This window comes from Vibrio intestinalis, from assembly GCF_025195085.2.
In the GTDB taxonomy this organism is placed as follows: Bacteria; Pseudomonadota; Gammaproteobacteria; order Enterobacterales; family Vibrionaceae; genus Vibrio; species Vibrio intestinalis.
This window is the reverse complement of record NZ_JANAVY020000006.1, coordinates 152,693-166,895: the sequence shown is the minus strand read 5'-3', so window position 1 is coordinate 166,895 and position 14,203 is coordinate 152,693. Positions and strand designations below refer to the sequence as shown.

Below are 14,203 nucleotides of genomic sequence, written 5' to 3'. Positions count from 1 at the left end.
TTGAAAATTTTAACTAACCGCTTCTTTTGTGATCATAAGCCAAAGAGAAAGCGATTGCTCATCTGTGGGCTACTTTTGCTTACGTTGTGCGGCTTTAGCGGCGAGCTTTTGTTGGCGTCTCTGCTGCATGTGCAGCTGGCTTTGACCACCCACATGCTCAATACCCCGCTCTTTCGCTAGCATGATCTGTTTTTCACGCTCTCGGAAGCGAGCGATTTGCTCTTCTGAGTGGCTGCCAAAACATTTAGGGCAGCTGACACCGTGTTCAAATTGTTCGGATTGCTTATCTTGTTCAGTTATCGGTAATCGACAGGCGTTACAAAGATTAAAGCTGCTTTTTTCGAGTTGGTGATTGACCGCCACTCGGCCATCAAATACGTAGCAGTCACCTTGCCAAAGGCTTTCTTCTTCCGGCACTTCTTCTAAGTATTTTAGAATGCCGCCTTCGAGGTGATACACCTCATCAAACCCTTGTTCTTTCAGGTAGGCGGTGGATTTTTCACAGCGGATACCACCGGTACAGAACATCGCGACCTTTTTGTGTTTCTCGGGATCAAGATTGTTCTCTACATATTCAGGGAATTCACGGAAAGTATCAGTATTCGGGTTTGCCGCATGTTTGAACGTACCAAGTTCAATTTCGTAATCGTTACGAGTGTCCACCACAAACACTTCTGGATCTGAGATGAGGTCGTTCCATTCATTTGGTTTAACGTAAGTGCCGACCACTTGTCGCGGGTCGATACCTTCCACACCCATGGTCACAATCTCTTTCTTCAGCTTGACCTTACTGCGATTAAAAGGCTGCTGTGAGTTTAATGACTCTTTGTAGACGATACCGGCTAAACGCGGTTCATTGTTAAGCCATGCGAGTAGGGTATCTATCCCTTCTCGGCTGCTTGCAACGGTGCCGTTGATGCCTTCTTTAGCCAAAAGTAATGTGCCTCGAATTTGGTGTTGCTGCATTAAATCTTGCAGGGGCTTACGCAATTCTTGGTAGTTATCCAATTGGACAAATTTGTACAGAGCGCAAACAACGAACTCACTCATGGTAATTCCTTAGTAGAAATGAGGTTTATTGAGAATTGTTCTCATTATATCTCTAACTAGTTTAGACAAATACCGACAGTTTTTAGGGGCAAAGGAGAGGATATTTACCGCATTGCGGCTTTAAATCATCTTAATGGTAAAAAATGGCCATTTTTGCTTCAAAAAGGGTAAGAAAAGTCTGATGGCTCTTTCGATGTTAATGTGATCTTGCTCTCTTTTTTGTTGATTAATCTAAATTTAGTTAAGTTGCTGATATTTATGGTTTTGTGCGTAAATTATTCGTTTGCACTTACTTCGCTCAACAGACAATAACCCCTTGGTGTATGGCGGTTTGTCAGCCATTGCGAATTTTGCAATCTGATTTTTTCTAGCGGGAATCCTAAATGTAAAATTACTTGTAATGATAATTGTTATCACTTAGATCTAAATGCATACATGTAGGGTCAACTTCTTAAATAAAACACAAGATATAGAATTATGGACGTAATAAAACGAGACGGACGTACCGAGAAAGCCAGCTTAGATAAAGTAACGAGACGTGCTGAGGCGCTCTCAGATGGCCTAAAAGTAGAACCTATCGCGGTTGCTCAACGCGTGGTAAGTGGTTTGTACGATGGTATCAAGGTGACTGAAATTGACGTTTTCCTAGCGGAAACGGCAGGCAGTATGGCGGCGGAACATCCAGATTACGCAAAGCTTGCAGCACGGGTCATGGTGAGTTCTTTGCAAAAAGAAACAGGCGGCCTTTGGGATGCGACGCAAAAGCTCGCCAAAATTGGTATTTTGTCTGATGAGTACGTAAGTTTCGTTGATACCCATAAACACGAACTTGAAGAGCTGATTGATTACCGCCGGGATTATCAGTTCGACTACTTCGGTTACAAAACACTAGAGCGTTCTTACTTGCTAAAAGTGAATGGCGAAATCGCTGAGCGCCCACAAGATATGTTTATGCGTGTGGCAATTGCTGTTGCTGGTAACGATTTAGATGAGATCAAAGAGCTGTATGACTTGCTAAGCCAAGGCTACTACACCCACGCAACGCCGACGCTATTCAATGCGGGCTGTAAAATGCAGCAGCTTTCTTCTTGTTTCCTATTGGCGATGCAAGACGATTCAATTTCAGGTATTTACGATACGTTGAAAGATTGTGCGTTGATTTCAAAATCAGCGGGCGGGATTGGTCTTCATATCCACAATATCCGAGCAACTGGTGCACCAATTATAGGGACCAACGGTATCTCTAACGGCATCGTGCCTATGCTGAAAGTATTCAACGAAACGGCGCGTTATGTTGATCAGGGCGGTGGTAAGCGCAAAGGCTCATTTGCGATTTACCTTGAACCATGGCATGCAGATATTGAGTCCTTCCTTGATTTGCGTAAGAACCACGGTAAAGAAGAGTTCCGAGCTCGTGACTTGTTCTTATCATTATGGGTGCCTGATTTGTTCATGCAGCGTGTGGAAGAAGATGGTGATTGGACACTGTTTAGTGAGCATTCTGCTAAAGGGCTATCAGATGTTTATGGTGATGATTTTGTACGTTTGTATGAACAGTACGAACAGCAAGGCTTAGGTGTTAAGACCATTAAAGCGCGTAGCTTGATGACACAAATTATTGAGTCGCAAGCTGAAACTGGCACACCTTACATGCTCTATAAAGACGCATGTAACGAGAAATCTAACCAGAAGAACCTAGGTACGATTAAGTCGAGTAACTTATGTGCAGAGATCATGGAAGTCTCGACGCCAGAAGAGACTGCAGCATGTAACTTAGCCTCTGTGGCTCTGCCTAAGTTTGTCACTCAAGATGGCTTTGATTTCGATGCTCTGCACCGCGTAACTAAGGTTGCGATTAAAAACCTAGATCGCGTGATTGATGTTAACTACCACCCAACGGATAAGATTGAAAAATCGAACCATGCTCACCGACCTGTAGGCTTGGGTATTCAAGGCTTAGCGGATGTGTTCTTTAAGATGCACCTTGCTTACGACAGTGAAGAAGCGCGCAAGCTCAACCGTGATATTGCAGAAACTATGTACCACGCGTCGCTAGAGGCGTCTTGTGAACAAGCGCAAGAGAAAGGTACATACGATAGTTACGATGGTTCGCCAATTAGCCAAGGTATCTTCCAGTTTGATTTATGGCAGGCAGAGCCAAGCAGCCGTTGGGATTGGCATAGCTTAAAACAGAATATATCTCAGCATGGCGTGCGCAACTCACTGCTAATTGCTCAGATGCCAACTGCGTCAACTGCGCAAATCTTAGGTAATACTGAAGCATTTGAAGCGCAGACCAGCAACATCTACAAACGTCAGACGCTTTCTGGTGAGTTCATTATTGTGAACAAACACCTAGTGTACGATTTGGAACAGCGCGGCCTTTGGACGACAGAGATCCGTGACAACATCATTCTTCATAATGGTTCAGTCCAAGATATCCCCGCGATCCCTGATGATCTCAAAGCGGTCTACCGCAACATTTGGGAAATATCGCAAAAAGCCATCATTGATATGTCAGCCGATCGTGGCCCATACGTTTGTCAGTCACAAAGCTTAAACCTATGGCTAGCTTCCCCAACCTTTGCACAAATTAACGCCATGCATTTCTACGCATGGAAGAAAGGTCTGAAGACTGGCATGTACTACCTGCGTTCTAAGCCATCGGCGAATGCAGTGAAAGTGACCGTTGGTGGTCAGCAACAAGATGAAGATTGCCTCAACTGTGGCGCCTAGTTCACATCAAACCGAGTAGAAAGGAAACGGTATGATCGTTAAAAACAAATTCAGCTTATTCCCAATTCAATATGAAGAAATCTGGGATGCTTACAAAACCCATGAAGCCGCTTTTTGGACCACAGAAGAGCTCGATTTTGCGCAAGATCTTGCGGATCTTAACAAGCTAGGAGAGGGCGAAAAACACTTTATTCGCCACGTGTTGGCTTTCTTCGCTCAAAGTGAAGGCATGATCAACGAAAACCTGCTGACTCGTTTCTATGGTGAAATCGAGATTGCAGAGGCGCGTTGTTTCTTAGCACTTCAAGCGTTTAACGAGGTGATTCACGCAGAAACATACGCACTGCAGCTTGAAACCTACATCCCTGATGTAGAAGAGCGTGAGCGTCTGTTCAATGCGATTGAAAACGTCCCAACGGTTAAGCGCAAAGCTCAGTGGGTAATGAAGTGGATTGGCTCAGATAAATCATTAGCCATGCGTTTGATAGCCTTTGGTTTGGTTGAAGGCTTGTTCTTTGCTGGTAGCTTCTGTGCAATTTACTACTTCCGTAAGCGTGGCCTGCTTGCTGGTCTTGCGGCAAGTAACGATTTGATTGCCCGTGATGAAGGCTTGCACTTTAGCTTCTCAGCCTTGCTGTTTAAGACATTAGGTCAAGGCCAAGTGACTCAAGCCGAGTTTGAAGAAATCTGTCGTGAAGCGGTTTCAATCGAGAAAGAGTTTGTAACCGAAGCATTGCCAGTTGACCTGATTGGTATGAATGCTGAGCTAATGTGCCAATACATCGAGCACACCGCAGACGTGATTGCCGATTTGTTTGGCTTTAAAACGGTATTTGGTGCTGAAAACCCATTTGATTATATGCGCTTACTTGATATGGAAGGCAAGACTAACTTCTTTGAGAAGCGTGTGACTGAGTATAAGCGACCATCGGATCGCCAACTAAGTTTTGATGCGGAGTTCTAATATGGAAATTGAAATGTTCAGCAAGGATAACTGCCCTCAGTGCGTGAGTGCCGAGCAGTGGTTAACTAACCAAGGGCTGTTTGTTGCGACACTGAAGCTGGATAAAGATTTTGATCGCGAAGCGCTGTTTGAACACTTCCCTCGTGCGCGTAGCTATCCTCAATTCAAACTTAATGGCACACCTGTTGGCGATTTCGCCACGCTGCAAGCGCGCATCGCGTTTGAGCAGGAATGCGCGTTTTAATCATCTTTTGAGTTAAGTTAAGAATTGCTCCAACCCAAGCCACTTCTAGATTATCTAAAGTGGCTTTTTTAGTCTTTGATTCTGCCGCGTAGCGACTTGGTTTTTGAGCGAATGTCTTTAGCTTTTAAACGTCTTTCTTTAGATGCGCGTGTTGGTTTAGTTGCTCTGCGTGCTTTTTGTATCACCATGGCTGATTGAATTAACTCGGCGAGCCGATTAAGTGCGTCTTCTTTATTTTGCTCTTGAGTGCGAAATTGCTGCGCTTTGATGGTGATTACGCCTTGCTTGGATATACGAGAGTCTTTTAGGGCTAGTAGACGCTCTTTGTAGATCGCAGGCAAGGTGGAGTGCTGAATATCAAATTGTAGGTGAATGGCTGAAGAGACCTTGTTGACGTTCTGCCCACCCGCGCCCTGCGCTCGAATGGCAGTCAGTTGGATTTCCCAGCTTTGCAGCGTCACAGTGTTTGAGATTTTCAGCATAATGTCTTTTTGAGGTTCGGTACTTGGTAAGTGATTGAAGGCTTATGGCGTGTTCAATAAGCCTTCTTGATATCGAAATATTGAGCTTAAATAAGCGTTGCAGCGGTTTGATTACCCATTGCGATCAGTTTATCTAAAATGTGCTCGCCATCCGCGCGTAAGCCATTGTGCTCGTATTCATTGGTGATCCATGCCTTAGCATTTGGCACCATCGCCAGTGTTTCACGGCTAAAGTCCATCTCAACAAACATATCATCGGCATAAACCGCGCAGCTTACTGGTACTTTGTTATTCGCAAGTTGGGCTGGGTCGTACAGCTGCGTCCAGTCAGATTTAGCAGCCAACAGTTCAGCGGCTTGTTTTAACGGCTGTAGGCAAGTGTATTGATCAAACATCCAAGGGAACACCATTTCGCCAGTAAAGTAGAACGGCTTACCGGATTGGTAATTAAATTCGTCATGCTCACCACGGACTCGGTGCGCGCTCCAGTTTGAAGCAAAACCTTGGCAGTAGATAGACTCATGCAAGATGGCGTAGAGCGGATTAGTTTGGAATGCTTGCTCTGCCAACATTGCATTGAGGAACTCGTAACGCAATGTCGCTTGGCCATCAATTTCTACCAAGGCATTTTCTAATTGGTAGTAAGTGGCAATAAAGCTGTCGCTCATGCCGAAGTTGATGCCAATTTGCTGAAATTGCTCAACGGTAAAACGTTGACCATTGGGTAATGTGACATCATTTTCGATCAGGTGGTTGGCAATCTTCTGGCAAAGTTCTTGAGCCGCTGGGAACTGAGCAAAGAAGGCTTTGTTCTTGTCCATGGTACGCTTAAATGTGGCGTTATAGACATCATCAGGATGGCGCAAAATCGACGGCACACCACCAGTAATATAGCTACGTAGCAAGCTTTGCGGGAACATGGATAAGTATGTCAGCGAGCAGAAGCCACCAAAGCTTTGACCTAAAATTGCCCACTGCTCAACGCCAAATTGCTCACGAATAAATTCAGCGTCACGCACGATGTTGTCGGCGCGGAAATGGCTTAGGTAATCGGCTTGTTGCTCTGGTGATAATGTTGCCAGTGTCTGGTGACTGATTACGCTGCTGTTACCTGTGCCGCGTTGGTCAAGTAGCAATACCCGGTATTCTTGTAATGCGCGTTTTGCCCAACCGCTGTTGCCAAGTGGTCTCATTGCAGGGAAGCCGGGACCTCCTTGGAAAAATACCAGCCAAGGTTTGTCAGCATTATCACCGACTAGGCTCATTTCTCGTGCGAAAATGGTCAACTCACCTTTACTTGCATCTGAATAGTCTAGAGGCACGGTGAAACTGTGGGGACGGTATTGGACACCCTCTTGGATAAAAGCTTGCGCATGTAACATTTAACGTTCCCTAATGTGGATTCATAGCGGTTTAAGTCGTTATTTTATCATTGGCTTGACGACTTGTTTACCCCGTAAGGTAAGCGTTCACCTTTTGGTGTTGAGCGTTAAAGAAAATGTTGGTGGATATGTGGGGAATGAATTAAAAAAAGAGCATTCCATTAGGAATGCTCGGTGTTGGTTTTATTCTTGGTGACGCTATGTATGCTAAGCGGTTAGTAGAACCTGCGCCTTACGATGGAGGAGTCTTTCGGTAGTGAAAGCATGGATTCTTTGTCCTTCATATAACGGTTTTCAAACGATGTTGTTCGATAACCGACAGGAGCAACTTCGACGATTTCTTTGACGATCTTTTGCACCTCAGGATCTGAAATGGCAACACCGCTTTCTAATAGCTCATGTAATTGAGGAACCAATTGTTCGTATCGGGCCATTTTTAATCTAAGTTTACTTTCTGGATTTCTGGCCATACTCATAGCTGTTGCACCATTATTGCTCTTGATGTCTAGCTCGGCACCGGCTTCGGTTAGTAGTGTAATAATCTTATATTCGCCTCTTTGACTTGCGATCATCAGGGCTGTTTCACCAGTCTCTTTGTTTTGCTCATTCACATCTACGCCGATGCTAATTAAGTATTTTACCGTGTTTGGAGATTGGAGGCTGGCGGTCATTAATGGGTTTAGTTTGTATCGACCGAGGGTATCCAGACTGGCATTGGCCGCGACTAAACGTTCAACTGTAGCTGCGTGGTCAGATAAGACCGCTTTCATTAGCGCGGTATCGCCCCATTTGTTTTTAGCTTCGATGTTGTTAGCGCCAGCTTTCAATAGTAGATCGACAACTTCTAATGAACCTTGTGAACTCGCAGTCATCAGTGCCGTACCACCATATTCTGCTTCGGCAGCGTTAACATCGGCTTTGGCTTTGATAAGCAACTGCGCAATCACAGGGTTTCGATTGGCCGCCGCCATCATCAATGCGGTATTACCATAACGGTTAACGAGGTTAGGGTTCGCACCTTCGTTCAGTAGTTTTTTGACGGTTTCGGCACAGTCGTTATCAATGGCATATAGCAGAGGTGCTTGCTCCTGCTGAGTCAAGGTTTGTTGACATAACGCTTGGTCTTTAGGAAGTGAAGAATAAGCCGGTGGTTGATATTGCTTAAGTAAGTTTACTATCTCGGCGTAACCACTTTCTTTGGCGTAATCCAATGGCGATTTACCAAAGTTGTCTCTGATATAGGTTCTTGGGTTGGCTTTGAGTAATTGCTTAACGACTTCTGTATGGCCTTTTTCACTGGCGTAGATGAGAGCTGTTTGAGCGTTATAGCCGTTGGTTGATTGAACATCCACAGCGGCATTCGCTGCCAGCAGTTTTTCAACTATCGTGGCGTTACCTTCCCAGCTTGCCATCATTAAAGCTGTAAAACCTCGCTGGTCAGCGAAATCAACGTTTGCGTTGGCCTTAAGTAACTCATCAACAACATCGGCATGGTTATTTTTGACAGCGTACATTAGTGCTGTCATCGCGTTTTTATCGATGATGTTTGGATTGGCTTTGGCGGTGATTAATTGCTTTGTCGCATAAGCGCTGCCATTTCTGGCTGCGACGATTAACGCGGTGAGTCCAAAATTGTTGGTCGCATCAATCTCAGCTTTTGCCTCAATCAGTTGGGCGGTGATTAACGACTGATCTTCTATAGCTGCGTAGATGAGTGGCGTCGCGTTGATATCGTCTGTCATGTTCGGATCGTCGCCCATTCTGAGCATTTCGCCGACTCTGATAGAACAGTGATGTTCTATTGCGTTGAATAGCCGATCCGGGGAATTAAAATCGAGGTTATCGCAAGGTTCTTGTTGGGCATAGGAGGACGTTGATATGCCTGCAGCGATGATAACAGCGAGCAGCGATTTTTTAGTCATAGTAATGCGTATCTCCGGCAAAGCAATGGAAAAAGGGAGTTAAGACAGGTAGTTCAGTCCAAAGCTGAAGAATCTAAATAAAAACAGTTGCTTATTCAAGTGTCTTGGTTTGTAGAGTTGCGATGTAGCCCATTTATTTCTTAGCCTAACGGTAATTTGTAAAAGATGGATAGTTCTAGTCGATTCATGTTATCCATTGCGGTTTTGTTGGGGAAATAATGAGACAACAGTTCATTAACATGAAGATCCGACAATAGAAAAGACCGGATAGTCTATATTTTAAACTGCGGATAACTCACTTTGGGCGAGGTAAGAGATGATAAAGAGTGAAATCGTAGGTTACTCTCAAGCGTTTGTTGAGAAACGAACGGACTGGACTGATGAAATTTTCAGCCTTCGTTTAACTGGCGCATCGCTGAAATTTAAAGCAGGGCAATTTACCAAACTCGCCTTACTTGATGAGCAAGGTGAACTGATTTCACGTGCCTATTCTTTGGTAAACGCACCTCTAATGACAAGCGACGTACTAGAGTTTTTATTAATCTCGAATTCAGATGGGAAACTCTCCCCGCGCTTACATCAACTCAAAGTGGGAGATGGACTCTACGTCGGTGAAAGCGCCCATGGGGATTTGATTTTTGATACCATTCCCAAATCATCGACCAATTTATGGTTGCTCTCGACAGGAACTGGGATCGGGCCATTTTTGTCGCTACTTGATGATCTTAACTTCCGCCCTAACTGTGACAAAGTGGTGCTAGTACATGGTGTTCGTCATCAAGCTGATCTTGTGTATCACTATTTGATAGAACAGTTGATTGAGCAATATGAAGGGCGATTGGTATACATTCCTATAGTGTCGCGTGAAATCAAGCAAGGAGCGTTGCATGGCCGAATTCCACAACTGATTGATGAAGGCCAGTTGATGGATGCCGCAGGAGTGAACTTTGACCCTGAAGGTAGCTTTGTTATGTTATGTGGCAACCCGGCGATGATAAAAGATACGACCAAAAGCTTGCTAAATCAGGGGTTAAGCCGTTTTCGCCATGCTGTGGGCGGCAATATTGTCTATGAGCGATATTGGTAACTGCGGGTCATTAGGTCAATGATCAAACGTGTTTTGGCCTAATGTCCACAGTTCGATCACATGTGGCGCGTCATGGCATTGGCCAAGTAAAATTTGATAGTTGGGCAAATAATCTTCACCGAGATACGTCGTTCGAATCAGCTCGCCAGTTTTTAAATCCACCTGAGTCACTACCCTTCCTTTAAAGTTCTGAAAGATGACAAATTGCTCGCTGCGATAGACCATTTGTTCGTAGTAAAACAAGAACTGATCGGGCGTTTCGAGCAGCGTACATTTGAGTGCTAGCGTGTTACTTGCTGCCGGCTGTACTGGTGTGGTGAGCAGCAGCATCGACAATAAAATTGAGCTCATATCTCATCCCTATTCTTAACGCGACTCTTTTAGTATAGGCATTAAGTTTAGCAAGGCGGTTGAGCTAGGGTTTTGGTTTGCTGAGTAATGATTTGAAAGAGAAACCGGTCACTAAGCTGGTGCCGAGTAATACCAAACTGGTCCCAATGATCGTGCTGACGCCAATCGGTTCATCGAGAAACAGGTAACCCCACAAAATACCAAAAGCGGGAATCAAGAAGGTGACCGACAACGTTGAGGCAGGCCCAATCTCAGACACTAAGCGGAAATAAAGTAAGTAAGCGGTCGCGGTGCAAAGTACACCGAGCGCGATCACTGAGCCAATTTCGACATCCGAAGGTGTGGTGCGCATAGGGATGAAGGGTAACAGAGGTAACAACCAAAGCACCGCCGCCCACATGTTGCCGTGAGCATTATCAAACGGCGCAATGTTTGGTGAGGTTTTGGTGTAGTTCGTGGCAATGCCGTAACTGCACGTCGCCATCAAACCCGCGAGTACCGGCCAAATCGCTTCTTGGCCAATTTTTAGTGCATCCCAGCCCACCAATACCGTCACACCTGCCACCCCAATCACTAACCCCATGATTGCTTTTTTGGTTAGAGGGGTTTTATGCCAAAACACGCCAATGACCGCCCCCCAGATCACTGCCGTAGAGTTAACTACAGATAAGGTTGAGGCGTTAAGTGTTTGCGCGGCAAAGGCCAATAAGACGAAAGGCAAAGCTGAGTTAAAAAGGCCGATGATCATAAAATGCTTAAGATGGGCTCGAAAGAGAAGGCTGCGCTTTAGATATAAGCTCACCAAAAATAAGCAAATAGCGGCAAATAGAACTCGAAACTCAATTAAATAAGCAGGGCCAAAGGCTGAGGCAGAAATGCGCATAAACAGGAATGAACCGCCCCAAATGGCAGCCAATAAGAGTAGGCGAAAAAAGCTAGCGGTGGTCATGGGCGTCCTGGTCAACTGAGTCTATCTGTCGCCAATGTGACTGAAATGCGCACCGCAATCAACCGTTTTGAGTTTTAGAGTTCCGAAACTGGCGATTATCATCGGGTGAGAATATCAGAGTATTCTTTGCTCGCTTTGTCTATCCTTTGCGCGCTACTTTGAGTGCTTGTTGTACCGTGACTGCCGTTTGGATGTGAAGAATGAATTTAATTGTGAATGTGCGTAAAGGCGTCAGAAAGCAAGGTTTTGAAATGGCGACACGACAAGCATGGAAGTGTGGCGTAAAGGCTAACTTGGTGAACCGCGTAATAGGGGTCGCTAAAGGTCAAATCGTGTGTGTGTTAGAGGGTGTGCGAGCCGAACTTTCTACCCCGCTGAATAACCCTTTGCATGATGATGAAAAACAGGGCCGATATATTTTTGTTGGCGGCGTGTGTTGGGAGCCAAACTCGATTTTAGCACCGGGCTTTCCGGAGTTTATGTTTATGCATGTACGTAATTTAAGTAACAAGCATAAATACATGACAGACGATGAGCTGTTCTTCAACTTAGCGTGAAAAACAAAAAGGAGGCCGAAGCCTCCTTTTTACATGTTCAATCATCAAGATGATTAGAAGCCTTTGATGTTCTCAGCTTCTAGCTCAGTGAAGTATTTAACTGTCTTCACTTTTAGCTCTTGAGTTGATGGCTCGTCACAAACGATCACTGATTTAGGATGTAGCTGAAGTGCAGATACAGTCCATAGGTGGTTTACGCTGCCTTCAACTGCTGCTTCTAGAGCTAGTGCTTTGTTGTGGCCAGTAACAAGAATCATGATCTCTTCAGCGTCAAGTAGAGTACCAACACCGATAGTTAGTGCGTACTTAGGAACCTGGTTGATGTCGCCGTCGAAGAAACGAGAGTTCGCGATACGAGTGTCTTCAGTTAGTGTCTTGATACGAGTACGTGAAGACAGAGAAGATGCTGGCTCGTTAAATGCGATGTGACCGTCGTTACCTACGCCGCCCATGAATAGGTTGATTTTGCCGTAAGACTTGATTTTGTCTTCGTAGCGTTTGCATTCAACTTCGTTGTCATCCGCGTTGCCATCAAGAAGGTTGATGTTCTCTTCTTGGATGTCGATGTGGTTGAAGAAGTTGTTGTACATGAAAGAGCGGTATGATTCTGGGTGATCCGCAGGGATACCGATGTACTCATCCATGTTGAAAGTTACTACGTGCTTAAAGCTAACTTCGCCAGCTTTGTGCAATTCGATAAGCGCTTTGTAAGTCGCTAGTGGAGTACCACCAGTAGGTAGACCTAGAACAAATGGACGCTCTGCAGTTGGGTTGAAGTCGTTAATGCGTTTAACGATGTGTGCTGCTGCCCATTTGCCTACTTGTGCTGCTTGGTTAAGCGGGATAAGTCTCATTTTCTGCCCCTGATTATTAGAATTCAATATGCTGTCTTAATTAATTTGCATTATAAAATAAGTGATCTTGATCTTCTATTGTTTTTGGTCAATTTTTGTCGTTTCTTTTTGTTTTGATAACGTTCATCGAAAAGCACACGTTTGCTTTGAGTGTTTTATCAATAGTTTTATAAAAGAATAATGGAGATAATTTCTTCAACGAAGTATCCACTTTGAGCCTCTAACGGTTCTCACAATCATCGAGTTAGCATATCCTGTGCCTAGCCAGAGTCGTTGATAAGCTCAATAATTTCGACGATTGGCCGATACTAATATTATCAACACAACATGTGACATAAATACGAATGAATATGATAGGGATCGCCATAGGGGCGACCGGACTGCTTTTACTTTTCTTGTTTGTGTGGATGCTTGCGCTATCCATTCGGAAAAAACGCGTAGAACAAGAACGCAGACAGCGAGAAATTGCGCTGAGAAAAGCGATGGAGCGTGACAGGAAAATGGAAGAAGAGCAGCGTGTGATGAAAGCTGAGGGTGGCGACATCACCATGATTCTCTATCTTGCTAAAGAAGCTGAACGAACCAACTTGCGCCAAGCTTTATATTGGTACCATAAGGCCGCTGAGCTAGACAATATCACGGGCATGTATGGCATTGTGCGTATTAGCGATCGGATGCGTGAAGACCTCGTTCTAAAAGAACAGGCCAAGTATTGGCGCACAGCCATTGATGCCCATGATGGTGTATTGCAAGCCAAGTTTGAAATGGCAGAATCGCTGATTCATGGCCGAGGTGTCGAGCCAAACCTTGAGAAAGGCATATTTGTGATGGAGCAAGCCGCTAAGCAGCGCCATCTTGAAGCGATTCTGTTTTTGGGTGATTGGTTTATCGCTCATAACAATCCAGATCCAAGTCCAAGCACTTCTACTGAGTGGTTTCGTAGAGCGACTGCGATGCGCAGCAATGAAGGCCGCATGAAGCTTGGTCTTAATTACATTCATGGTCTTGGTGTTGCAGCTGATCACGCGCAAGGCTGCTATTGGTTAGAGCGCGCTGCTGAAAAGGGTTATACCCCTGCGATGGTTCGACTGGGTGAGATTTGGGTTGACCATGGCGGTAGCGGGCGCTGCATTGCCTATATTTGGTTGTTCTTAGCTGGTCAACTTGGCAATGATGAAGCGCGTATGATGCGTGATAAAGTCGCGCTTAATATCGGTGTAGATACGGTTGTTGGTTTACAAGCTCTTTCAAAACCTATGCTTAAACGCATTCGAGAGAACAAGGTTAGCAAACACTCGCTGATTAAAGCGCTGAATAAGCTCTATAAGCGTGATATCCCTTACGATAAATTCGATATGAGCCCAGCAATGATGGCGGGCGAAGATATGGTTGTAGAGGGCGAAGCAGACTTGTTTGATAACTTGGAACAAGTTGACGTGATAGAAGCACCTATGATGGCAGAGCCGCAAGCTGAGGCCGCACCATTAGACTTTTCACAATCGAGCGTGTCACCATCGACCACCTCCTCTCAATCAATCACTTCCCCTTCATCAGATAAACCACAGCAGTAATTGGATAAAGAAAAGCCCCGCTCAATGACTTGAGCGGGGCTTTTTGTTTCTAGC

General features: G+C 45.0%; 13 protein-coding genes. 6 read left to right on the top strand and 7 right to left on the bottom strand.

The genetic code is table 11. The annotated features are described in order from the left end of the window. Positions 1-69 precede the first annotated feature (69 nt). A complete protein-coding gene (gene trhO / locus MU515_RS11270) occupies positions 70-1,050 on the bottom strand; it encodes an oxygen-dependent tRNA uridine(34) hydroxylase TrhO (RefSeq protein ID WP_260260521.1) in 981 nt (326 codons plus the stop codon). Between the two features lie 477 nt (positions 1,051-1,527). On the opposite strand from trhO, the gene MU515_RS11265 reads away from it, so the two are divergent. The 3 genes from MU515_RS11265 to MU515_RS11255 are packed head-to-tail and all read left to right on the top strand — an operon-like array spanning position 1,528 to position 4,994. Then, positions 1,528-3,786 carry a ribonucleoside-diphosphate reductase subunit alpha gene (locus MU515_RS11265; protein WP_260260520.1) on the top strand — a complete coding sequence of 753 codons (2,259 nt, stop codon included), beginning with the start codon at positions 1,528-1,530 and terminating at the stop codon, positions 3,784-3,786. Positions 3,787-3,817: 31 nt separating this feature from the next. After that, complete coding sequence (locus MU515_RS11260) at positions 3,818-4,750, top strand: ribonucleotide-diphosphate reductase subunit beta (RefSeq protein WP_260260519.1); 933 nt, start codon at positions 3,818-3,820, stop codon at positions 4,748-4,750. Between the two features lies 1 nt (position 4,751). After that, positions 4,752-4,994 (top strand): glutaredoxin family protein, encoded by a 243-nt coding sequence (locus MU515_RS11255; protein ID WP_260260518.1) that lies wholly within the window; start codon positions 4,752-4,754, stop codon positions 4,992-4,994. Positions 4,995-5,062: 68 nt separating this feature from the next. Here MU515_RS11255 and arfB read toward each other — a convergent pair whose 3' ends face one another. The 3 genes from arfB to MU515_RS11240 all read right to left on the bottom strand — a co-directional run bounded on the left by arfB (position 5,063) and on the right by MU515_RS11240 (position 8,780). After that, positions 5,063-5,476 carry an alternative ribosome rescue aminoacyl-tRNA hydrolase ArfB gene (gene arfB, locus MU515_RS11250; protein WP_260260517.1) on the bottom strand — a complete coding sequence of 138 codons (414 nt, stop codon included), beginning with the start codon at positions 5,474-5,476 and terminating at the stop codon, positions 5,063-5,065. A gap of 86 nt (positions 5,477-5,562) precedes the next feature. Next, positions 5,563-6,858 carry an alpha/beta hydrolase gene (locus tag MU515_RS11245; RefSeq protein WP_260260516.1) on the bottom strand — a complete coding sequence of 432 codons (1,296 nt, stop codon included), beginning with the start codon at positions 6,856-6,858 and terminating at the stop codon, positions 5,563-5,565. A 215-nt stretch (positions 6,859-7,073) separates the two neighbouring features. Continuing rightward, positions 7,074-8,780, bottom strand: coding sequence for an ankyrin repeat domain-containing protein (locus tag MU515_RS11240; protein ID WP_260260515.1), 1,707 nt, complete (start codon positions 8,778-8,780; stop codon positions 7,074-7,076). A 316-nt stretch (positions 8,781-9,096) separates the two neighbouring features. Here MU515_RS11240 and MU515_RS11235 point away from each other — a divergent pair, with 316 nt between their 5' ends. After that, positions 9,097-9,867 (top strand): ferredoxin--NADP reductase, encoded by a 771-nt coding sequence (locus MU515_RS11235; RefSeq protein ID WP_260260514.1) that lies wholly within the window; start codon positions 9,097-9,099, stop codon positions 9,865-9,867. A 15-nt stretch (positions 9,868-9,882) separates the two neighbouring features. On the opposite strand, the gene MU515_RS11230 is transcribed toward MU515_RS11235, so the two are convergent. Then, on the bottom strand, positions 9,883-10,218 hold the full coding sequence (locus MU515_RS11230; RefSeq protein WP_260260513.1) for a hypothetical protein: 336 nt from the start codon (positions 10,216-10,218) through the stop codon (positions 9,883-9,885). 64 nt (positions 10,219-10,282) lie between these two features. Further along, positions 10,283-11,167 carry a DMT family transporter gene (locus tag MU515_RS11225; RefSeq protein WP_260260512.1) on the bottom strand — a complete coding sequence of 295 codons (885 nt, stop codon included), beginning with the start codon at positions 11,165-11,167 and terminating at the stop codon, positions 10,283-10,285. Positions 11,168-11,367: 200 nt separating this feature from the next. Between MU515_RS11225 and MU515_RS11220 the strand changes: the two genes are divergently transcribed. Beyond that, a complete protein-coding gene (locus MU515_RS11220; RefSeq protein ID WP_260260511.1) occupies positions 11,368-11,724 on the top strand; it encodes an acyl-CoA synthetase in 357 nt (118 codons plus the stop codon). A gap of 53 nt (positions 11,725-11,777) precedes the next feature. Here the strand turns inward: MU515_RS11220 and nagB are convergent, their stop codons facing one another. Next, positions 11,778-12,578 (bottom strand): glucosamine-6-phosphate deaminase, encoded by an 801-nt coding sequence (nagB, locus tag MU515_RS11215; RefSeq protein ID WP_260260510.1) that lies wholly within the window; start codon positions 12,576-12,578, stop codon positions 11,778-11,780. 344 nt (positions 12,579-12,922) lie between these two features. Between nagB and MU515_RS11210 the strand changes: the two genes are divergently transcribed. After that, on the top strand, positions 12,923-14,149 hold the full coding sequence (locus MU515_RS11210; RefSeq protein ID WP_260260509.1) for a tetratricopeptide repeat protein: 1,227 nt from the start codon (positions 12,923-12,925) through the stop codon (positions 14,147-14,149). Positions 14,150-14,203: the final 54 nt, after the last annotated feature.